Origin of the sequence: Neorhizobium galegae bv. orientalis str. HAMBI 540 (genome assembly GCF_000731315.1) — a bacterium.
GTDB lineage: Bacteria > Pseudomonadota > Alphaproteobacteria > Rhizobiales > Rhizobiaceae > Neorhizobium > Neorhizobium galegae.
In genome coordinates this window covers 3,390,930-3,412,617 of sequence record NZ_HG938353.1, presented here as the reverse complement: position 1 = coordinate 3,412,617, position 21,688 = coordinate 3,390,930, and the positions used below count along the sequence as shown (strand labels likewise).

The 21,688-nt window shown below is 62.6% G+C and carries 15 protein-coding genes; 8 read left to right on the top strand and 7 right to left on the bottom strand.

Annotation, left to right across the window (positions count from 1 at the left end; translation table 11 throughout):
• Positions 1 to 16 precede the first annotated feature (16 nt).
• The gene (locus RG540_RS16840; RefSeq protein ID WP_038590262.1) at positions 17 to 2,008 is read left to right on the top strand and encodes an alpha-glucosidase; all 1,992 of its coding nucleotides are present in this window, start codon (positions 17 to 19) and stop codon (positions 2,006 to 2,008) included.
• 194 nt (positions 2,009 to 2,202) lie between these two features.
• Here RG540_RS16840 and RG540_RS16835 read toward each other — a convergent pair whose 3' ends face one another.
• The 3 genes from RG540_RS16835 to RG540_RS16825 are packed head-to-tail and all read right to left on the bottom strand — an operon-like array spanning position 2,203 to position 5,199.
• Positions 2,203 to 2,844, bottom strand: a complete 642-nt coding sequence (locus RG540_RS16835) for a ThuA domain-containing protein (RefSeq protein WP_038545888.1) — start codon at positions 2,842 to 2,844, stop codon at positions 2,203 to 2,205.
• Positions 2,845 to 2,861: 17 nt separating this feature from the next.
• Complete coding sequence (locus RG540_RS16830; RefSeq protein ID WP_038590259.1) at positions 2,862 to 3,965, bottom strand: Gfo/Idh/MocA family protein; 1,104 nt, start codon at positions 3,963 to 3,965, stop codon at positions 2,862 to 2,864.
• Between the two features lie 34 nt (positions 3,966 to 3,999).
• Positions 4,000 to 5,199 (bottom strand): ROK family transcriptional regulator, encoded by a 1,200-nt coding sequence (locus tag RG540_RS16825; protein ID WP_038590256.1) that lies wholly within the window; start codon positions 5,197 to 5,199, stop codon positions 4,000 to 4,002.
• Positions 5,200 to 5,431: 232 nt separating this feature from the next.
• Between RG540_RS16825 and RG540_RS16820 the strand changes: the two genes are divergently transcribed.
• From RG540_RS16820 to RG540_RS16800, 5 genes are all read left to right on the top strand, one after another.
• Positions 5,432 to 6,727: an ABC transporter substrate-binding protein gene (locus tag RG540_RS16820; protein WP_038590253.1), complete on the top strand. Its 1,296-nt coding sequence runs from the start codon at positions 5,432 to 5,434 to the stop codon at positions 6,725 to 6,727.
• Positions 6,728 to 6,847: 120 nt separating this feature from the next.
• Entirely contained in the window at positions 6,848 to 7,774 is a 927-nt protein-coding gene (locus RG540_RS16815) for a carbohydrate ABC transporter permease (RefSeq protein ID WP_038594061.1), read from the top strand.
• Between the two features lie 79 nt (positions 7,775 to 7,853).
• Positions 7,854 to 8,651 carry a carbohydrate ABC transporter permease gene (locus RG540_RS16810; protein ID WP_155414659.1) on the top strand — a complete coding sequence of 266 codons (798 nt, stop codon included), beginning with the start codon at positions 7,854 to 7,856 and terminating at the stop codon, positions 8,649 to 8,651.
• 22 nt (positions 8,652 to 8,673) lie between these two features.
• Positions 8,674 to 9,744, top strand: coding sequence for an ABC transporter ATP-binding protein (locus tag RG540_RS16805; RefSeq protein ID WP_038590250.1), 1,071 nt, complete (start codon positions 8,674 to 8,676; stop codon positions 9,742 to 9,744).
• A 126-nt stretch (positions 9,745 to 9,870) separates the two neighbouring features.
• A complete protein-coding gene (locus RG540_RS16800; protein WP_051909485.1) occupies positions 9,871 to 11,445 on the top strand; it encodes an alkaline phosphatase family protein in 1,575 nt (524 codons plus the stop codon).
• 63 nt (positions 11,446 to 11,508) lie between these two features.
• On the opposite strand, the gene RG540_RS16795 is transcribed toward RG540_RS16800, so the two are convergent.
• The 4 genes from RG540_RS16795 to RG540_RS16780 form a co-directional block, all read right to left on the bottom strand.
• A complete protein-coding gene (locus tag RG540_RS16795) occupies positions 11,509 to 12,129 on the bottom strand; it encodes a nucleoside triphosphate hydrolase (protein WP_038590247.1) in 621 nt (206 codons plus the stop codon).
• Positions 12,130 to 12,224: 95 nt separating this feature from the next.
• Positions 12,225 to 14,546: a xanthine dehydrogenase family protein molybdopterin-binding subunit gene (locus tag RG540_RS16790; RefSeq protein WP_038590244.1), complete on the bottom strand. Its 2,322-nt coding sequence runs from the start codon at positions 14,544 to 14,546 to the stop codon at positions 12,225 to 12,227.
• A 261-nt stretch (positions 14,547 to 14,807) separates the two neighbouring features.
• Positions 14,808 to 15,803, bottom strand: coding sequence for an MDR family oxidoreductase (locus RG540_RS16785; protein WP_038590241.1), 996 nt, complete (start codon positions 15,801 to 15,803; stop codon positions 14,808 to 14,810).
• Between the two features lie 32 nt (positions 15,804 to 15,835).
• Entirely contained in the window at positions 15,836 to 16,594 is a 759-nt protein-coding gene (locus RG540_RS16780) for a FadR/GntR family transcriptional regulator (RefSeq protein ID WP_038590238.1), read from the bottom strand.
• A gap of 200 nt (positions 16,595 to 16,794) precedes the next feature.
• Here RG540_RS16780 and RG540_RS16775 point away from each other — a divergent pair, with 200 nt between their 5' ends.
• Together RG540_RS16775 and RG540_RS16770 are read left to right on the top strand one after the other, a co-directional pair.
• Complete coding sequence (locus tag RG540_RS16775; RefSeq protein WP_038590235.1) at positions 16,795 to 18,207, top strand: FAD-binding oxidoreductase; 1,413 nt, start codon at positions 16,795 to 16,797, stop codon at positions 18,205 to 18,207.
• Entirely contained in the window at positions 18,208 to 21,684 is a 3,477-nt protein-coding gene (locus tag RG540_RS16770; protein ID WP_038590232.1) for an indolepyruvate ferredoxin oxidoreductase family protein, read from the top strand. It abuts the gene before it with no gap.
• Positions 21,685 to 21,688: the final 4 nt, after the last annotated feature.

Below are 21,688 nucleotides of genomic sequence, written 5' to 3'. Positions count from 1 at the left end.
ATCGAGTACCGACAAGATGAAATTCGAGACGACACAAGACGGTTTTTCCATATCGCTAAACGGCCGCAGCATCTTGCGACACAGCGCTGCCTCGCCCTGCCTATTCGTCGGCCACGGGCAGGAGCGGATGGACATGTACCGCGGCAATTTCGAGGTCGAGGATTACATCGTCGAGCGCAGCGCGCTGCGCCATGCGGATGTCGACGGCAATGTGATCAGCCTTTCGGAGGCCGAGGGCCGGGCGCCGCGGCTGGAATTGACGGTCTCGGAAACTGCCCTGCATTTCCGGTCATTGGACGAAACGATCAACCGCTTCTGGATCCGCATCCATGCGGACAACGACGAGCATGTCTGGGGCGGCGGCGAGCAGATGTCCTATTTCGACATGCGTGGACGCCGCTTTCCGCTGTGGACCTCGGAGCCCGGTGTCGGCCGCGACAAGACGAGCGAGATCACCTTCAAGTCCGACCTGAAGGACAAAGCGGGCGGCGACTATTACAACACCAACTATCCGCAGCCGACCTACATTTCCTCGGCGCGCTATGCCCTGCATGTGGAAACGACCGCCTATTCCGTCTTCGATTTCCGCCGCAAGACCTTTCACGAGATCGAAACCTGGGCGGTGCCGGAGCGGATCGAATTGTTTGCCGCCCCGAATTTCGTCGAGCTGGTCGAGGCCCTGTCTCTGCGGTTCGGGCGGCAACCGGAGCTGCCCGACTGGGTCTACAAAGGCGCAATCATCGGCCTGAAAGATGGGGTCAATTCCTTTGAGCGGCTGGAAAAGATGCGCAATGCCGGCGTCCAGGTTTCGGGCCTCTGGTGCGAGGATTGGGTCGGGCTTCGCCAGACCTCGTTCGGATCGCGGCTGTTCTGGGACTGGCAGGCGAATGACGAGCGTTATCCGGACCTGCGCGAACGGATCGCCGAACTGAACGGCGAGGGCATCCGTTTCCTCGGTTACGTCAATCCGTATCTCTGCGTCGACGGCTCGCTGTTTCCGGAAGCGGAAGCCGCGGGTTATTTCGCCAAGGATCAGCTCGGCCGCACGGCGATCGTCGATTTCGGCGAGTTCGATTGCGGCGTCGTCGATTTCACCAACCGGCAAGCGGCCGATTGGTTCGCCGAGGAGGTCATCGGCCGCCGTATGCTCGATTTCGGGTTGACCGGCTGGATGGCCGATTTCGGTGAATACCTGCCGATCGATGTGGAGCTTTCGAACGGCATCGACGCCAAGCTGATGCACAATGCCTGGCCGACACTCTGGGCCGAAGTCAACGCCAAGGCGATCGCCAGCCGTGGCAAGACGGGCGAGGCACTGTTCTTCATGCGGGCCGGCTTTACCGGCGTGCAGAAACATTGCCCGCTGCTGTGGGGTGGCGACCAGTCGGTGGACTTTTCGCGCCATGACGGGCTCGTCACGGTGATGTGCGCAGCCCTCTCGTCAGGCGTGCTCGGCAACGCCTATCACCATTCCGATATCGGCGGTTATACGAGCCTGTTCGGCAATGTCCGCACACCGGAACTGCTGATGCGCTGGGCCGAGATGGCGGCCTTTACGCCGGTCATGCGCAGCCACGAGGGCAACCGTCCGCGCGACAATATCCAGATCGACCAGGACCCCGAGGTGCTGGACCATTTTGCCCGGATGACGCGGATCTACGTGCATCTGGCGCCGTATCTGAAGACGCTGTCCAAGGAAGCCGCCGCCCGTGGCCTGCCGGTGCAGCGGCCGCTCTTCCTGCATCACGAGCACGATCCGAAGACTTACGCTATCCAGGATGCCTATCTCTATGGTTCGGAACTGCTGGTGGCACCGGTCTGGCATGCGGCGCAGGAGGTGCGAAGCGTCTATCTGCCTGGTGGGGCGGACTGGGTGCATGTGTGGAGCGGGGTCGAATATACAGGTGGGGAAGAGGTGACGGTTGCGTCGCCGATCGGTTGTCCGCCGGTGTTCTATCGGTCGGATGCGGCTTTTGCGGAGACCTTCAAGGCACTGAAGGGGATGTAGGATGTGAGGCGTTGCCGCAGGCTCCCTATAATCTCCCCCCTTGAGGGGGAGATGTCACCGAAGGTGACAGAGGGGGTAGCGACGGTGCGGCAAACGCAGTGGCGGAAGAATATGCCGAGAGGTCACCCCCCTTTGCCCTGCCGGGCATCTCCCCCTCAAGGGGGGAGATCGGATGCGGCGCCGCCAGTCCAATCTCACCGTGCCGCCCAGTTGGCACCACGGCGGAAAATGGTCTTCATCTGCGGCACGTCGAATTCCTTGGCCTGGTGGCCGAGCGAGGAATAGAAGACGCGGCCCTCTCCGTATTTCCGCTTCCAGACGACCGGCATGACGACCCCGTCGATCCAGTAGGCGTGGTCGCCGGTAAACGTCGTCGTCGCCAGCACCTCGTTCGAGGGGTCGACATGCATGTAATATTGCTCGGACGTGTAGGGGAAATCGGCGATCCCCTCCATCAGCGGGTCGTCGGGCCTCGTGATGTTGACCGTATAATCGATGATGTTGCCGGGATGGGCGACCCACTGGCCGCCGATGATGAACTGGTAGTCGACCGACTCGCGAAAGGCATCGCCCGCACCGCCGTGATAACCGGCGATGCCGACGCCGTTCTGGACGGCTGCGGCGAGGTTCTTCACCTCTTCCTTCTCGATTTTCGACATGGTCATGATCGGCACGATAAGGCTGAGATCATGGATCGAAGGATCCGCGAAAGCCTCCGTCGAATGTTCGAGATAGACCTTGAAGCCGTCTTCTTCGAGCATGTCCTTGATGATTTCGGCGCATTCCTGCGGTTCGTGACCGCTCCAGCCGCCCCAAACGATGAGTGCTTCACGCATTTATTCGTCCTCCAGAATTATTTCGCCAGCCGTCCATCGACGAGCGATTCCGACAGCGGAGCGGGCCGCTCCGTCGCCGTGGTGATCTTGATCGTGCGCCCTTCGGCGGAAGCCGTGTGGAAGGCTTCCATAACCTCCAGCACATGCAGCGCCAGATCGCCGTTCGCCCGGTGCGGGCGGTTGGAGCGGATCGCATAAGCCAGGTCCGCGACGCCGATCGAGCGATAGTTGCCGTCCGCATAGGGCAGGGTGGCGGGCTGGTCCTCGAACTGGCCGCCCTTCTTCAAATAACCGACAGGGCCCTCGAAACGGTTCGGGTCCGGTACGATCAGCGTGCCCTCGGTGCCGTAGACTTCGAGCGGCACATGTTTGTGGCCGGCGACGTCGAAGCTCATGCCGATCTGCACGACAGCGCCGTTGGCAAAGGCCATGACGCCCGCCACATGGGTCGGAACATGCACCGGAATACGCTCGCCGTTGCGCGGCTCGCTGGTGATGATGCGCTCCTTGCGTGGCGTCACCGCGAAACCCGCCACCTGCGACACGGGGCCGAGCAGGTTAACGAGGTCGGTGATGTAATAGGGACCCATGTCGAGCATCGGGCCGCCGCCGACCTCGTAATAGAAGGCCGGGTTCGGGTGCCAGCGCTCGTGGCCGGGGCACATGAAAGTCGCGGTACCGCCGACGGGCAGGCCGATGACGCCCTGGTCGATCAGTTCTCGGGCGGTCTGGTGGCCGCCGCCGAGGAAGGTGTCGGGAGCCGCGCCGATGCGCAGGCCCTTGGCCTTGGCGGCCTCCGCCAATTTTTTCCCTTCCGCGAAATTAATCCCGAGAGGTTTTTCCGAATAGGTGTGCTTGCCCGCATCAAGCGCCTGCAGCCCGACGGCGACATGCGCCTTGGGGATCGTCAGGTTGACGATGATCTCGACCTTCGGGTCGGCCAGCAGTTCCTCGACCGTGCGCGCCTGGAGGTTGAATTCGGAGGCTTTCGCCTCGGCCAGATCGCGGTTGAGATCGGCCACGCCGCGGATATCGAGGATGGGAAAGAATTCCGTCATCGCCTTCAGATAGGCGCCCGAAATATTGCCGCATCCGATGATGCCGATACCGACTTTATCCATTGTTTCCTCCCGATGAATGCTGATGTTTGGCGCGTCAGAGCGCCGGCCCGGTGGTGCTCCAGGGCGATTCGTAAAGTTCGTAAAGGGCGACGGCGGCAGCTCCCTGCGCCCAGAAATCGTCGGTCGAATCGTCGAAGACGAGTTCGCTGACGCCTTTCAGCGACGGCGGGATGGCGAGCGCATAGGCATCGCGCAGGCTGTTCAGGAACGGTTCGCCCAGCGCCAGCGACGAGCCGACGAGGATGACGCGCGGCGGCGCAAACAGCGTGACGATGTTGGCGATCGTCAGCCCGACAGCCTCGCCGGCGCGAACGGCCGCGGCGATCAGCCGGTCGTCGTCGGCCTGGATGAGCGCCTGGACATGGGTCATGCCGCGGCCGAGCCTCACTGCTTCGGCAAAACGTCCGTCCGCCTGCTGCTCGCCGAGGATGGCACTCTCGCCTGCCTGGCTCGAAAGCCGCACCATGCCCTGCGGACCGGTGCCGAGCACGAGATCGCCGAGATTGTGGCTGAGGCCGCCGGCACCGCGGAAAAGCCGGTTGCCATGCAGCACGCCGAGGCCAAGCGTCTGTTCGAGCGAGATCAGGACCATATCCTGCAGATCGCGGGCCTTGCCGAACCAGTGATGGCCGAGCGTGATGGCATGTGCGTCACTCTCGACGATGGTCGGCGTCGAGAGGCGCGTCGACATTTCGGTCGCAAAATCGATGTTGATCTCGCGAAAAATCGGGCTTGAGCGGACATGCCCGGTGCGGTGTTCGATGACGCCCGGAAGCCCGAGGCAGACGCTGTCGACATCCTCCAGCGACAGGCCGGCATCGACGACACAGCGGCGCACGCCGTCTTCGACGAGATCGGCGATGACGGCGATCGGCTGCCGGTCGATACGGATCGGCAGGGTGAGCTTGGAGAGCACGTCGCCGCGGAAATTGGTGACGACGAAGACCATGCGGCTTGCGGCAATCTTGGCGCCGACGACGCGGGCGGCATCCGGATTGACCTCCAGCATGACGCGCGGCCGGCCGCGCACCGCCTCGTTGCGGATATCGCCCTCGTGGCGGGTCAGGATCAGCCCGTCGTCGAGCAGCGAACCGGTGATGGCCGAAACGGTGGTCGTCGAGAGTTCGGTGCGCTCGGAAATCTCGACGCGGGAGATGGGGCCGCGCCGCCGGATCGTATCCAGCACGCTCAGACGATTCATCGCACGCATGAGTTCTGGATCGGCGGTTTTCATCTCTTCTGCGCACTCGTCGGCTTCTGCACCAAACCGCTATTTAATACGAGGTGCAAATTAAATTCGGTTTGTTCTAGATCTGATTTTGTGGGGTATGCAAGAGAGAAAAGCAGCAAATGCTGCAATTTTTGCCAAAATCCGGCAATGTCACGCAGGGCTATTGACAGATGCGTCGGGCTTGCCGATTATTTAATTCGGATACAGGAATAAAGCTTTGGGAGGAGCGCCTTCAATGTCCAACAGATACTACAGGATGCGTCTGATTTCAGCGACCACTGTTGCTCTCGCGGGTGGGCTGTTTACGGCCAGCGTCGCGGCAGCGGACAGCGTCATTCGCTGGATGCATGTCGAGCAGGTGCCGGCGAACATCACGGTCTGGAACCAGATCGCCAGGGATTTCGAGGCCAAGCATCCCGGCGTCAAGGTCGAGATGCAATTTCTGGAAAACCAGGCCTTCAAGGCGAAGCTGCCGACGCTTCTGCAATCGAAAGACGCGCCGAGCATCTTCTATACCTGGGGCGGCGGCGTCCTCAAGGCGCAGTCCGAGACCGGCACGTTGCGGCCGATCAATGCTGCGATCGACGCGAACGGAGGGGAATGGCGCAAGTCGATCAATCCCTCCGCCGTCGATGGCCTGACTTTCGACGGCAAGGTCTGGGCGTCGCCCGTCAGGACCGGCCTCGTTTCCTTCTATTACAACAAGGAATTGTTCAAGAAGGCCGGCGTCGACGCCTCGAAGATCGCTACCTGGGACGATTTCCTTAGCGCTGTCAAAACGCTGAAGCAGGCTGGCGTGACACCTATTGCCGGCGGCGGGCGGGACAAGTGGCCCCTGCATTTCTACTGGAGCTATCTCGCTATGCGCGAAGCGGGGCAAAAGGGCTTTGCCGATGCCAAGGCGGGCAAGAACGACGGCTTCGCCGGCAAGCCTTTCGTCAAGGCAGGCGAGCGCATGGCGGAACTCGGCAAACTTGAGCCATTCCAGAATGGCTACTTGGGTGCGACCTGGAACGATGCGCTTGCCACGTTCGGTGATGGCCGTGCCGCGCTCATCCTGAGCTTCGAAAATACGCCGGCGACGCAGGCGTCGAATTCGACGAGCCGCAAAGGCCTTGCCGACGACAATATCGGCCGCTTCTCGTTTCCCGTCGTCAGCGGAGGGCCCGGTGTGACCACCGACAGTTTCGGCGGTCTCAACGGATGGGCAGTCACCAAGAATGCGCCGCCTGAAACCGAGGAATTCCTCCGCTACATGGCAAGCGCCGACGTGCAGAAGCTTCTCGCCAGGGATACGCAGATCATGCCCGTCGCCAAAGGTGCGAGCGAAGCGATCTCGAAGCCGCTGCTGAAGGAAGTTGCCGAAGCTCTCGGCAAGGAAACCTGGCACCAGAACTTCCTTGACCAGGACCTCGGTCCCAATGTCGGTGCGATCGTCAACGACATCAGCGTCGAAGTGGTCTCCGGCAGCATGAAACCGGCTGCCGCGGCGCAGCAGATCGAGGACGCCTACTCGCTCGAACGAAAGTAAGCGCACTGCCGGCGCTCCCGCTCCCCTAAGGTTCCAGCAACCCTGGGAGCGCCGGTTCCCGTCCTCGCCTGACGGCGTCTCGCAGCCCGAAAGGCTCGAAAATCGATGAGCGATATGCTGATGTCTGCCAATGCCGTCCCTTCCGGGAATACACTTGTGGTAGCGCGGCGCCGCAAGCGGTCTCTTGCCAACAGCAAATGGCCGGTACTGATCCTGTTCCTGCCGCCGGCGCTTCTTCTGTTTACGGTGCTGGTCATTCTGCCCATGGGCGAGGCCGCCTGGTATTCCTTCTATAACTGGAACGGCTATGGCAGCCCGACGCAATGGGTCGGCTGGCGCAACTACCAGCTCATTTTCCGCAATAGCGCCTTCACCCAGGCTTTGATCAACAACGGCCTGATCGTGCTTGCCTCGCTTTGCGTGCAGGTGCCTCTGGCGCTCTGGCTGGCGACGATGATCTCCAGCCGGATCAAGGGTGCGCTGTTCTTCCGGCTGATCTTCTTCCTGCCGTACGTGCTTGCGGATGTTGCAGCCGGCATGATCTGGCGTTTCGTTTATGACGGGGATTTCGGTCTCGTCGCCGGTATCGCGCATTTCATTGGCGTACAACCACCCTTCTGGCTGGCCGACCGCGATCTGGCAATGTACGCAATATTGGGCGTCATCGTCTGGAAGTATTTCGGCTTTCACATGATGCTCTTCATCGCCGGCCTGCAGGCAATCGACAAGAGCGTGCTGGAAGCGGCTGACATCGACGGTGCGACCGGCTTCCAGAAGTTCCGGCTTGTGACGCTGCCGCTGCTCGGCTCCACCGTGCGCCTCTCGGTCTTCTTTGCGGTCGTCGGTTCGCTGCAGCTTTTCGACATGATCATGCCGCTCACCGGCGGGGGACCGTCGAACTCGACGCAGACGATGGTGACGTTCCTGTACAATTTCGGGGTGACCCGCATGCAGGTCGGGTTCGGCAGCGCCGTCGGCGTGGTGCTGTTCGTGATCTGCGTGACGCTCGCCTTCAGCTACAAGCGGGTATTCATGCGCAATGACTGATATCTCGACAGCACAGCCCATCGATGCCGCCAGCGCGCCGACGTCCGGCCAGCGGATCCGCGCCGGCACGCAGGTCTATATGTACATATCGCTGATCATCGTGGCGGCAATCGTGGTGGTGCCGCTCATCAGCACTGCGCTCGGCGGCTTCAAGACCCTTGGCGAACTGCGCGGCAATCCTTTCGGCCTGCCGACGGAATGGCAGTGGTCGAACTACACGGACATCATCATCAGCAAGCGTTACTGGCTGCAGATGAGCAATTCGCTGATCATCGCCCTGCTGACGGTGTTCCTGACATTGACCTTCGGTGCCATGGCAGCCTTCTGCTTCGCACATATCCGCTTCTTCGGCACCGATTATCTGGTCAACTATTTCCTGATCGGGCTGATGTTCCCGGCAGCGACGGCCATCCTGCCGCTCTACATCCGTATCCGCGATCTGGGGCTCATCGATACATATTGGGGCGTGGTGCTGCCGCAGGTCGCGTTCGGCATGGGCATGAGCATTATGCTGTTCCGAAACTACTTCCGCAATTTGCCATCCGAGCTGTTCGATGCGGCCTTCGTCGACGGCTGCGGCTACATGCGCTTCTTCTGGCACATCACGCTGCCGCTGTCGCGGCCGATCATCGCCACCGTCGGCATCATCTCCTTCGTCAGCAGCTGGAACAGTTATATCGTGCCGCTGATCATGCTGAATTCCGAGAGCCGTTACCCCTGGCCGCTCGGCATCATGATCTATCGGGGCGAATTCAGCACCGAATGGCAGCTGGTGCTGGCCTTCATCACGCTCACCATCCTGCCAACCATCATCGCCTTCTTCCTGGCCCAGAAGCACATCATCGCCGGTCTGACCGCCGGTGCGGTGAAGTCCTGAGCCCCGACCCGGAGTAACTCGCATGGCATCCGTCGAACTCAGACAAGTCCGCAAGGCCTATGGGGCACTCCCGGTCATCCATGGCGTGTCGCTGGCGATCGAAGACGGCGAGTTCGTCGCGCTGGTTGGCCCTTCCGGTTGCGGAAAATCGACGCTGCTGCGCATGATTGCCGGGCTTGAGGAAATCACAGCCGGCGAGGTCATCATCGACAACGCCGTGGTCAACGAGCTGACCCCGCGCGAGCGCAACATCGCCATGGTGTTCCAGTCCTATGCGCTTTATCCGCATATGACGGTTGCCGAAAACATGGGCTTCAACCTGCGCCTTTCCGGAACCCCGAAGCCGGTGATTGCCGAACGCGTCGCCGAAGCCGCGCGCATGCTCGACCTGATGCCGCTTCTCGACCGCAAGCCGGCGCAACTTTCCGGCGGCCAGCGTCAGCGCGTCGCGATGGGCCGGGCAATCGTCCGCAACCCGGCCGTCTTCCTGTTCGACGAGCCGCTTTCCAATCTCGATGCCAAACTGCGTGTGCAGATGCGCGCCGAGATCAAGCAGCTGCACCAGAAGGTCGGGACGACATCGATCTACGTCACCCACGACCAGATCGAGGCGATGACACTCGCCGACCGCATCGTCGTCCTCAATCAGGGAAAGGTGGAGCAGGAAGGCACGCCGATGGAACTTTACAAGAAGCCGGCCAATCTCTTCGTTGCCGCCTTCATCGGTTCTCCGGCGATGAACCTTCTCGACGGCACCGTGGACGGCGATGGCGGCGAACCGTCCGCGCGTCTTGGCGACGGAACCGCGATCCGCATCGCGCCGGATCGCAAGGTGAAGCGCGGCCAGGCGATCAAGGTCGGCTTGCGTCCGGAGCATCTAAGCCCCGGCGTCGGGGGTACTGCGCTTGCCGGGCAGACGCTGCTGGTCGAGCCGACCGGCGCACAGACCCATATCATCTTCGACCTCGCCGGCCACCCGGTCGTGGCCATCGTCGACGGTGAATATCCGGCCCGCTACGGCGCGCGGTTTGAAGCCAACATCCCGCCCGAACAGGTGCATGTCTTCGACCGTGAAACGGGAGTGGCCCTCTAGCCCAGCTTTGGAAGCGCCTCAGATTTATACGGTTTCGAATATGGCAGTTTATGTAGCTCAAAAGACATGTCACGCTGCTGAAATGTTTGCGTCTTAGGACGCTTGTCATCAGCGGGGCGATCTTTCATGTCGAACTCACCGGCAGCCAGCCAACACCGGACTATCATCCACCCTCACGCGCGCCATGTCATCGTCGTGGGCATCGATGGGCTGCGGCCCGACATGATCAACGCGGCAACCATGCCCAATCTCACCGCGATGCGGGCGAGGGGTGTGTCGAGCAAAGACCACCGGACGGTGTTCCCGAGCGAGACGCGCGGCGCCCTGACAGCACTCGCAAGCGGGGCGCGGCCGGAAACGACAGGCGTGCTCGGCAACGAATTCTACTCCCGCGACGGATCGGGCCTGCTGACCGGCACGGATACGATCCACGACTGGCGGGCCGGCGACAAGCGGCTGATCGGCGGCATGGTGACGGCCACCAATCTCTCCGAAACGCTCGCCAAGAACGGCAAGTCGTTCGCGGTGGTGACGTCGAGCGGGCAGGGTTCGTTTACCGCGCTCAACTGGAAGGGCGGTGACTGGGGCCAGACCGGTTACAACGTCCGCCACCCGGCAGTGGGCTTCCCGCCGGAACTTGCCGTCGACATTGCTGAACAACACAGGGTGCCGGCAAACGGTCTTGATCGCGGTGCGGAAAAGCAGGCTGTTGCAGTGTTCACGGATACCGTCTGGCCGGCAAAGAAGCCGGATGCGGCGATCATCTGGCTGACGGAAGTCGACAGCGCTTCGCACCGTTACGGCCTCGGCGCCGAGGGCATGCTCGCCTCGATGCGTGATTGCGATATCGCGATCGGCAACCTGCTGGAATGGCGCGACAGGCAGCCTGAAAAGGACGGCATCGTCATTTTCGTCACCTCCGATCATGGCCATTCGACTATCGTGGAATTCATCTCGGTCGGCGACGCGTTTAAGGAAGCCGGTATCTCCGCCGATACGCGGCTCGGCGACGGCGTCGACGTGCTCTACCGCCGCGGCCGAGCGCCGGGCTTCTGGCTCAAGAAATTCGACAAGGGCCTGCTGCAGGGCGTTTTCGACGCGCTCGCCGTCCAGCCATGGTATGGCGCGACTTTTACGCCGGCGATCGAGCGGGGCTCGCATGAAGGCATCCTTCCCGGTACGCTGGCGCTGGAGCTGACCGGTGCCGCCCATCCCCGCGCACCGGATCTCTACATCAACCTGAAGGGCGATGGTACGAACAACGCGTTCGGCGTCCCCGGCACTTCGGTCTGCGACGCCGGCAGCTATAGCGGCATTCCGCTCGGTGGCGGGTCGCATGGCGGCCTGCATTCGACCGAGCTTGCGGCGGTGCTGATCGGCGAGGGCGCGGGGCTGAAAAGCGGCGGGCAGGTGATCGCATCGCGCACCGCAATCTACGACATCGCCCCCACCGTCCTCGAAATGCTCGGGCTGAAGCCGGCCGCCAGCATGACCGGCCGGCCGATGTTCGAGCTGTTCGAAGAGGGCGAAGCCGTAGAGGCGCCGGTCGTGACGGAATTCACGGCGGCAATCGATGGCAAGGTTTCGCGCATCGTCATCGGACATGTCGCGGGCCGCGCCTATATCGACGAGGCCGACCTCCTGACCGAAAACGCGGACAAGTACGGCGCTCAGCCGAAGGGCGCGGAATTGCAGTCCTGAGCTTTTCCAGATGAAGCGCCACACGATCATGCGCGACCGTATCGATCCAACGGCGAACAGGTGTCAGAAGCTTTCGAGCCTGATGTCGGCGGGCCGCGAGTGGGTGAGGATATAGCGGCCGTTCGGCAGGTCATTGCCATCGAGTTTCCAGGCAATCGCGGCTTCATCAAGCCCATAATGGACCCAGCGTGCCCTGAGCCGTTCGCGGAGCACCTCTTCCGAGGGACCGACGAAAATGGTGAAGTCGAACATCTCGGCAAGCCGTGACCAGGGCGCTTCGTTGATCAGCAAGTAATTGCCTTCCGCGAGCACGATATGAGTATCGGGCGAGATCGGGCGGGCCGAGGCGATGGCGATCTCGCGCGATCGGTCGAAGACCGGCACCAGCACTTCCTCGTCTCCCTGCCGCACCGCTCTCAGGACATCCGCAAAACCGCGCACGTCGAAGGTCTGTGGTGCGCCTTTGCGGGGCAACAGGCCGCGGGCTTCGAGAATGCCGTTGTCCATGTGGAAACCGTCCATCGGCAGGATTTCGGTCGTTTCACCGCGCGCCAGCAGGGCTTCGTGCAAGGCCTCGGCAAGCGTGGATTTTCCTCCGCCCGGCGGACCGGCGACTGCAACGATGAAACGCCGCCTGTCGCTTGCCCGGCCGATGACGGTGTCGGTGATGTCGTCCAGTGTCATAGCGCCGAGGCCTTGCGTTCCGTTTGTCTGAAAAGGACTTCTAGCGTCCGGCAAGGCATTCAGGCAATCCGCCGACGGACGAAACGGGGCTCGGATCAAGAAGCCTGTCGAGCGCCCTCCCTCGCGACCTTGAGGGCCTCCCAAACCCTGTAGGGCGTTGCGGGCATGTCGAAATCCTTGACGCCTGCCTGGCGAAGCGCATCCAGGATGGCGTTCATCAGTGTCGGCAGCGCGCCGGTCGTGCCGGCTTCGCCGCCGCCCTTGACGCCGAGCACATTGGTCGGTGAGGGCGTCGGCAGGTCGAAGAAACGCGGCGTCGGCATGAAATCGGCGCGCGGCATGAAATAGTCCATGAAGGTGGCGGTCAGCATCTGGCCGCTGTCCCGGTCGTAGACGATATGCTCCCCGAACACCTGGCCCGCACCCTGGGCGAGGCCGCCATGCATCTGGCCTTCGAGCAGCGTGTGGTTGACGACATGGCCGGCGTCATCGACGCCGATATAGGACGTGACCCTGGTTTCGCCGGTATTAGGATCGATCTCCACTTCGGCCACATGTACGCCGCCTGGAAAATTGCGCTCCGGCTGGATTGAGCCCAGCGTGTCGAGCGCATTGCCTTCAGGCGTACCGTGGCGGGCCGCCAGTTCCAGGAGCGAGATCGACATGTTGGTGCCGGCCACCTTGTAATGGCCGTGGTCGAATTCGATGTCGGTTTCCGAGGCCTCCAGCGCTTCGGCGGCGAGCGTCAGGCCCTTCTTCACCACCTCGCGTGAGGTGATCGTCAGGGACGCGCCATGCGAGGCCATGGTCCGCGAGCCCATGGTTCCTGCGCCCTTCAGCTTGTGAGGCGCATGGACGCTGTTGGCGCGCAGGTTGATCAGGTTCTCGTCGATACCGAGTTCCCTGGCGACCAGCCGCGGCAGCACCGTTTCGTGGCCCTGGCCGGCGGAACCGGAAAGCGTATAGAGCGTCAGCGTCCCGTCCGCCTCGAAGCGGATCTCGGTCTCCTCCGGCATGTGGCCGCCGCCCGAGGGCTCGACGAAGATGCCCATGCCGATGCCGCGCAGATTGCCGCGCTTTTCGGCTTCCTTCCGGCGGGCTTCGAAACCCTTCCAGTCGGACATCGTGAGGGCTTCCTCCAGCATCGCGACATAGCTGCCGCTGTCGTAAACGGTGGTCGGCGTCTTGTAGGGGTAGGCGTCGTCGGGAATGAGGTTCTTCCGGCGGATCTCGATCCGGTCCATACCGAGATCGGTGGCCGCCTGATCGACCAGCCGCTCGACGAAATAGTTGATATCCGGACGGCCCGCACCGCGATAGGCGGCAATCGGCGAGGTATTGGTAAAGGCGAGGCGGTTGAGCCCGTAAACCGCGGGGATGCGGTAACATCCCGTGCCGGTCAGCATCGGGTTCAGGACGTTGATCAGCGCGCCGGCCGGCGAATGGTAGGCGCCGAGATCGCAGACGACATTCATGCGGATGGCGAGGAATTCGCCGGTCTCGCCAAGCGCCAGCTCGCCCGCGAACCTGACAGCCCGGCCATGATAATCGGCAAGGAAGCTTTCGGTGCGGCTGGCGGTCCAGCGTACGGGGCGACAGAGCTTCTTGGCGGCAAGCATGATCGCCGCATATTCCGGATAGGGCGCGCCGCGGATGCCGAAGCTGCCCCCGACATCGCCCATGTGATGGCGCACCTTTTCCGGCGGATGGCCGGTGAAGCGGGCAAGCCCGTCGCCAAGGCCGGTGCCCTGGCTGGCGGAATAGACGTCGAAAACGTCTGTTTCCGCGTCGTATGCGGCCATGAAAGATTTGAGTTCGAGCGGGTTGGCAGCGACGCGTTGCGACTCGACCGTCAGCGTCGCGACATGCGCGGCCTTGGCGAAGGCTTCGTCGGCCGTCGCCTTGTCGCCGAACCCGTGCAGGAAAACCAGATTGCCCGGCACGTCGTCGAAAAGCTGCGGCGCTCCGTCTTCCAATGCCGCCTCCGGGTCGATGATCGCCGGCAGATCCTCGTATTCGACGGCGATCAGTTCAACCGCATCGGCGGCCGTGTCGGCACTGTCGGCAATCACCACTGCGACCGGCTCGCCGACGAAGCGGACGCGGTCGGTCGAAAGCGCGTAACGGTTCGGTGCCTTGATCTTCATGCCATCGACGCCGGGGAAGGAGACCAACGGGCCGGGGGCGATCAGATTGGCTTGAAGCGCATCCTTGCCGGTCAGCACGAGATGGACGCCAGGTGCCGCGAGCGCCGCCTCGACATCGATCGAAACGATGCGCGCATGCGGCTGATCGGCCCTCAAGAATGCGGCGTGGAGTTGGCCGTCCAGCACCTTGTCGGCGGTATATGCGCCTTGGCCGGTAACAAGTCTCATGTCTTCCCGGCGGCCGGTGAAGACCTCATGATCACTGCTCAAAACCGCTCTCCCACGCCAGGCGACCTCATGCCGGATGCGCCATTTCCGCCTCTTGGCCGAGAATAGGACGTCCGGCGGATGGTATGCCATCCGGATGTCGTACACCTTCGCCGGCGACGGACGCTAATGCATGAATTCAACTCTGACAAATGCGATTTTACGCATTTGTCAGGATTTTAGGGGACAGGGAGGCGTGGCATTGACCGGCGATTTCTCGCCGACCGGAAGCCGGATAAAACGGTAGCTAGACGTAACTCAGCTTTATTTCCTCACGTCGATCACCACCCGGCCGCGGATCTTGCCGGCGATGATATCCTCGGCGAGCTGCGGCAGGTTCGACATCGGCTCGGTCGTGGTGATGTCCGAAAGCTTGGCGGGATCGAGATCGCGAGCGAGCCGCGCCCAGGCCGAAAGCCGCTGTTCGCGGGTGGCGATGACGCTGTCGACGCCGATCAGGGTCACGGCCCGCAGGATGTGCGGGAGCACGGTGCCCGGAAGGTCCGCGCCGCCGGCGAGGCCGCAGGCGGCGATGGCACCACCGCGCATCGTCTGGGAGAGCGCGTTGACGAGTGTGGTCGAGCCGACCGAGTCGATGCCGCCGGTCCAGCGTTCCTTCTGCAGCGGGCCACCCTTTTCGGCAAGCACGGCGCGGTCGATGAAATTGGAGGCGCCGAGCGAGGCGAGATAATCGTGGGTTTCCGGACGGCCGGTCGAGGCGGTGACATTGTAGCCGCGGGCTGCCAGTAGTGCGATTGCCACCGAGCCGACGCCGCCGGCCGCACCGGTGACCAGCACTTCTCCCTCGCCAGGCTTGATCGAACCCCATTTCTCCAGCGCATCGACGCAGAGTGCGGCGGTATAACCCGCCGTTCCGATCGCCATCGCCTGTTCCATCGAAAAGGCGTCGGGCAGGCGGATCAGCCATTCCGGCTTGACCCGCTGATAGCGGCCAAAGGCGCCCCATTCGGTTTCGGAAAGGCCCCAGCCGTTCAGAACAACCTTGTCGCCGGCCTTCCATTCCGGCGAGCGGGATTCGATCACCGTGCCGGAAAGGTCGATGCCGCCGATCATCGGCATCCGCCTTGCGATGCGCCCCTTGCCGGATATCGCCAGCCCGTCCTTGTAGTTCAACGTCGAATAGGCGATCTCGACCAGCACGTCATTGTCGGGAAGATCGGCGATCGAGATCTCCCTGAAGGCGCCTTTCGGCTTGCCGTCGACGGCGTCGATCACCATGGCGGTGAAGGTCTCGGTCATGTCTCTCTCCCGATATTCTGGTGTGATTGAATTCAAGCGGAGGCCTGTGAGGGCGCATCGCGTTTGGCGCGCGCGTCGAGCACGGCGGAATAGCTTTCGCGTACATAGGCGAGCAGCCGGGCCAGCGCATCGGCGGCCTTGGCATCCTCGCGGCTGCGCACCGCATCGATGATTTCCTGGTGCAGCGAGGCGACGTGTCGGCGTTCGCGGACGCGGAAGACGATCATGTTGGTGATCGGAATGAAAGCCTCGATGACGGTGTACATCATCAGCTTCAACGGGCCGTTGCCGGTCGATTCCACCAGTGCCCTGTGAAAACGCACGTCCGAAGCGCAGAAATCCTCGTCGCTGATCGCCTCGTCGAGCTGCACCGCGATCTCCGCTTCCATCGCAGCGAGGTCGGCTTCGCTGCGATTTGCGGCGGCCAGACGGCAGCAGACGGTTTCCGTCTCAAGCCTTGCGGTGATGATCTCTTCGATGTCGAAAGCGCCGATGCCGACGAGCAGGGTGGCAGCACCCGTGATCGCCTTGGAAAGGCCTTCCGGGTCCGGCCGCTTGACGAAATTGCCGCCGGTCGGGCCGCGTTTGGAATGGATGAGGTTCTGCGCGGCAAGCCGCTTCAGGGCTTCGCGGACGGTCGGGCGGGAAATGCCGAAGCTTTTCGCAAGCTCCTCTTCGGTCGGCAGGCGTTCGTCCACTTTCAGCCGGCCATCCATGATCGCCGAGCGGATATTGTCGGACACTTGCCTCGCGATGCCCGTGCGGACAACCTCGTCATATTTGAGGATCATGTCACCCTTCCCATGGTTCCTGGCATAGTGATGCCATGAGAAGGATAAAATGGCTACTGCTTTTTAAATATAGGTTTGACAAATAGGGGAATGGGAATAACCTCGCCCCAAGAAATAAGGGGACAAGAGAATGGGCGCAATCGCATTCGGTGGAGCCGGAGCGCAGGGCCGGACGGCGGGATACGCGCGGGAGGCCATCCTTGTCCTCTGATCGCGCCAGCCGTCTTCTTTCCCGCCTCGAAAACCGGCTGGATGCCGCTGCGATCCTCATCGGCGATGCGGTTTCCGACGGTTATGCCGCCGATGCGACCGCTCGCGGTGCCCGGCCTGTCGCCGTTCTGCGCCCGCGCGATACCCAGGATGTTTCCGCCATCCTTTCCGCCGCCAACGAGCTCGGCCAGCCGATCGTCGTGCAGGGCGGGCGTACCGGACTTTCCGGATCCTCGCGGCCGCTTCAGGGAGAGATTTCCATCTCGCTCGAACGGATGAATGGCATCGAGGCGCTCGATGTCGCGGCCCAGACGATGATCGTCAAGGCGGGCACGCCGCTGCAGGTGGTGCAGCAGGCGGCGAGCGATGTCGGCCTGTTCTTCGGCGTCGATATCGGCGCACGCGGCACCGCGACCGTCGGCGGCAATATCGCCACCAATGCCGGCGGCATCCGGGTTCTGCGTTACGGCATGTACCGGGCGCAGGTCATGGGCCTGGAAGCGGTGCTGCCGGACGGCACGATCCTCTCCTCGCTCAAAGGGTTGCCGAAGGATAATTCCGGCTACGATCTCAATCCTCTGTTCATCGGCACCGAAGGCACGATTGGCGTCGTGACCCGCGCCTGCCTGAAACTGCATCCGAAACCGCAGATCGAGCGCAACGCGTTCATCGCCATGCCTTCGCTGAAGGCGGCGCAGGATCTGCTGGCGCGGCTGCGGGTGGAATTGTCCGGCCTGCTCTCCGCGTTCGAGGCGATCTTTCCGGATGTCTACGAAGGCACGGTCGATTACATGGGCATCCGTCCGCCGGTCGAAAAAGGCGCCGGCATGTATGCGATGGTCGAAATCCATGGCCAGGCGCCAGATCAGGACAATGAGCGTTTCGAGGCGGCGCTTGCCGCTGCGCTGGAGGATGGGCTCGCCACGGACGTGGTACTCTCCAACTCATTGCGCGAGTTCAACGGGCTCTGGGGCATTCGCGACGGCATCAACGACTATCTATTCGGCAATGGGGTGACGATCGGCTTCGATATTTCCGTGCCGCTTTCCCGCATGCAGGAATTCCTCGACAGGGCAGCGCTCGCCGTCGACGAGATTGATCCGGATGCGCGCACCTATATTTTCGGCCATCTGGGCGACGGCAACCTGCATTACTGCATGTTCAGCCATCATGAGAAAAAGGTCGCCGAAGCGATATTTTCTGGCATCGAGGCGGTCGGCGGCGGGGTTTCCGCCGAACACGGGATCGGCACCGACAAGGTGAAATACCTGAAATACGCCCGCAGCGAAGCCGAGATCGCCACGATGCGCCGGCTGAAGACGGCCTTCGACCCGAACTACATTCTCAATCGCGGCCGGGTCTTCGAGGCACCGGTGTCCGTGCAGCAGGCGGAGCGGGCGTAGATGTCGATCCATACCGCGCCGGATACCAACCCCAAGGATAGCAAGGTCAGCCTCGACGACCGCTATACGCTGGAGAAGGGCCGCATCCTGGTGTCGGGCACGCAGGCATTGGTGCGCCTGCCGATGATCCAGCGCCAGCGGGACCTTTCGCGCGGGCTCAACACCGCGGGTTATGTTTCCGGTTACCGTGGTTCGCCTCTCGCCGGTTTCGACCGGGAGATGGGGCGTGCGAAGAAATTTCTCGATGCCGCGCATGTAAAATTCCATCCGGGACTCAACGAGGACATGGCGGCGACAGCCGTGTGGGGCACGCAGCAGACCGGCATGTTCCAGGGCGTGCGTTACGACGGCGTGTTCGGCATGTGGTACGGCAAGGGGCCGGGCGTCGATCGCAGCATGGACGTGATCCGCCATGCCAATGCGATCGGCACCAACCCGAACGGCGGCGTGCTGCTGCTGGTCGGCGACGATCATGGCGCGGTTTCCTCCACCCTGCCGCACCAGAGCGAGCACAATCTGATCTCGGCCATGGTGCCGCTGCTGTCGCCGGCCGGTGTCGGCGAATATATCGAATACGGCCTGCTCGGCATTGCGATGAGCCGCTATTCCGGCGCCTGGATCGGCTTCAAGTGCCAGACCGAGATTGTCGAATGCTCGGCAACGGTCGATCTCGATCCGGACAAGCCGCAGATAGTTATCCCCGACGAGACCTTTGCGCCCGACGGCTTGTCGCTGCGCTGGCCGGACGGACCGCATGCGATGGAGCTGCGGCTGGAGCGCAAGATGCTCGCGGTGCAGGCCTTTGCCCGCGCCAACCGGCTGGACCGCCCGATCTGGGGAACCACCGGCCGCGCCCGTCTCGGCATCGTCTCGACCGGCAAATCCTGGCTCGATCTTCTGGGCGCTCTGGCGCTGCTCGGCATAAACGAGACCCGCGCGGCGGAACTCGGCATAGCGCTCTACAAGGTCGGGATGGTCTGGCCGCTGGAGCCGCAGGGGATCGCGGAGTTCGCTTCCCGCATTGACGAACTGCTCGTGGTTGAGGAAAAACGCTCGATCCTCGAGGACCAGATCAAGGCGCAGCTTTTCAACCTGCCCACTGAGCGGCGTCCCCGCGTCTTCGGCAAGGCCGGCGAGAACGGCGCGACGCTGCTGCAGGCGATCGGCGAGATCGGCACATTGTCGGTCGCGAAAGCTATCCTCTCCCGGCTCGGCAATCTCGATGAGACACTGCAGGCCAAGGCGCGTTTCGTGGAGGAAATGTCGATCGCCATGGGCGTCGAGGCGACCGCTCTGAAGCGTGAGGCCTATTTCTGCTCCGGCTGTCCGCACAGCGTCTCGACCCGCCCGCCGGAGGGCAGCCGCGCCTCGACCGGCATCGGCTGCCACATGATGATCATCGGCAACGAGGACCGCAACACCTCGACCTTTACCCAGATGGGCGGCGAGGGCGGCTCGTGGATTGGCCTCTCGCCCTTCACCGACGAGAAGCATATCTTCGTCAACATGGGCGACGGCACCTATTTCCATTCCGGCTTGCTCGCCATCCGCGCCGGGATCGCGGCCAAGGTCAACGCCACCTACAAGATTCTCTACAATGACGCGGTCGCTATGACCGGCGGCCAGAAGCATGACGGCGACGTTACCGTGCCGGGCATTGTCGGGCAGATGCTGGCGGAAGGTGCGGCGCGCGTCGTGGTGGTCGCCGAGCGGCCGGAGGTCTGGCAGGGCAATCTTCCGCGTCAGGTTTCCATCCATCACCGCGACGAACTCGACGCCGTGCAGCGTGAGCTGCGCGATATTCCCGGCGTCACCGTGCTGGTCTACGATCAGGTCTGCGCTGCGGAAAAGCGCCGCCGCCGCAAGCGCGGCGCCTATCCGGTTTCGGACAAACGCGCCTTCATCAACGAACTGGTCTGCGAAGGCTGCGGCGACTGTTCCGCCGTCTCCAACTGCATCTCGATCGAGCCGCAGGAAACCGAGTTCGGCCGCAAGCGGCGCATCAATCAGTCGAGCTGCAATACGGATCTTTCCTGCATCAAGGGCTTCTGTCCGAGCTTCGTCACCGTCGAAGGCGGCAGCATCCGCAAGCCGGCGGTGAGGTCGAAGGTGGTGAAGACTGACGACCTGCCGCCGCCCACGTTCACGGCGACCTTCGAGACGCCCTACAGCATGCTGCTCGCCGGCATTGGCGGCACCGGCGTGATCACCGTTAGCGCCATCCTAGCCCAGGCGGCCCTTCTCGATGGCTTGTCGCTGGTGACGCTTGACCAGACCGGGCTTGCGCAGAAGAATGGATCGGTCGTCTCACACATTCGGCTGGCGCGCGACCCGGCGCAGATCAATGCCGTGCGGGTCGGCCCCGGTGAAAGCGACCTCGTGCTCGGCTTCGATATCGTCGTCGCCGCGCAGAAGAATTCGCTTGCCTCGTTTGCGAAGAACAAGACGCGCGCCGTCATCGACGACCATTTCGCGCCGACGGCTTCCTTCGTGAAGGATACGACGATCGATTTCAGGCAGGAGGCGACGCTGAAGTCTCTGCGCCGTGCCGCAGGTGAAGATGCCGTCGAGACGGTCGCCGCGACGGATATGGCAACCGCGCTGCTGGGTGACGCGATTGCTGCGAACATGTTCCTGCTCGGCCATGCCTGGCAGCGCGGTCTGGTGCCGATCAGCCTTACCGCCATCGACAAGGCGATCGAGCTCAACGGCACGGGTATTGCCCTGAACCGCGCCGCCTTCGGTTGGGGGCGTCGGGCGGCGGTGGATGTAGAGGCCGTTGCGCGTGCGGCTGGCCTCGTGAAGCCGGAGCCGAAGGCCGAGACGCTGGAGGAGATGGTTGCCAAGCGTGTCACCTTCCTGATCGACTACCAGAATGCCGCCTATGCCGAGCGCTACAAGGGTTTGGTGGATATTGCGAAATCGGCCGAGGCGCAGCTGCGCGGCATAATCGGTTTTGCCGAGGCGGTGGCGAAAAACGCTTTCAAGCTGATGGCCTACAAGGACGAATACGAAGTTGCCCGGCTGCATCGGGACCGGAGTTTTGCAAAGAAGCTTGCCGAGCAGTTCGAAGGCGATTTCAAGATCAAGCATCACCTGGCGCCACCGATGATCTCGAAGATCGATCAGCGCACCGGCCATCCGGCGAAGATCGCTTTTGGCGCATGGATCCGACCCGCCTTCGCGGTGCTCGAAAAGCTGAAATTCCTGCGCGGCACATCTTTTGATCCCTTCGGCCGCACAGCCGAGCGGCGGATGGAGCGGCAGCTGATCGCGGACTATTTCGGTCTCGTGACCGAGCTTTCGGCCGGGCTCGATATCGGCAATCATGCGCTTGCCGTCGAGCTTACCGGTCTGCCGGAAATGGTCCGCGGTTTCGGCCATGTAAAGCTTGCCTCGATAACCAAGTTCGAGAAGCGCAAAACCGATCTTCTTGCGAAATGGCGGGCGAGGGAGCCGCTCGTTCATGTCGCGTAACAGT

Coding starts and splice junctions, on each gene's coding strand:
- RG540_RS16840 (WP_038590262.1), top strand. CDS start 17: ATGAAATTCGAGACGACACAAGACGGTTTTTCCATATCGCTAAACGGC.
- RG540_RS16835 (WP_038545888.1), bottom strand. CDS start 2,844: ATGCGTGAAGCACTCATCGTTTGGGGCGGCTGGAGCGGTCACGAACCG.
- RG540_RS16830 (WP_038590259.1), bottom strand. CDS start 3,965: ATGGATAAAGTCGGTATCGGCATCATCGGATGCGGCAATATTTCGGGC.
- RG540_RS16825 (WP_038590256.1), bottom strand. CDS start 5,199: ATGAAAACCGCCGATCCAGAACTCATGCGTGCGATGAATCGTCTGAGC.
- RG540_RS16820 (WP_038590253.1), top strand. CDS start 5,432: ATGTCCAACAGATACTACAGGATGCGTCTGATTTCAGCGACCACTGTT.
- RG540_RS16815 (WP_038594061.1), top strand. CDS start 6,848: ATGTCTGCCAATGCCGTCCCTTCCGGGAATACACTTGTGGTAGCGCGG.
- RG540_RS16810 (WP_155414659.1), top strand. CDS start 7,854: ATGTACATATCGCTGATCATCGTGGCGGCAATCGTGGTGGTGCCGCTC.
- RG540_RS16805 (WP_038590250.1), top strand. CDS start 8,674: ATGGCATCCGTCGAACTCAGACAAGTCCGCAAGGCCTATGGGGCACTC.
- RG540_RS16800 (WP_051909485.1), top strand. CDS start 9,871: ATGTCGAACTCACCGGCAGCCAGCCAACACCGGACTATCATCCACCCT.
- RG540_RS16795 (WP_038590247.1), bottom strand. CDS start 12,129: ATGACACTGGACGACATCACCGACACCGTCATCGGCCGGGCAAGCGAC.
- RG540_RS16785 (WP_038590241.1), bottom strand. CDS start 15,803: ATGACCGAGACCTTCACCGCCATGGTGATCGACGCCGTCGACGGCAAG.
- RG540_RS16780 (WP_038590238.1), bottom strand. CDS start 16,594: ATGATCCTCAAATATGACGAGGTTGTCCGCACGGGCATCGCGAGGCAA.
- RG540_RS16770 (WP_038590232.1), top strand. CDS start 18,208: ATGTCGATCCATACCGCGCCGGATACCAACCCCAAGGATAGCAAGGTC.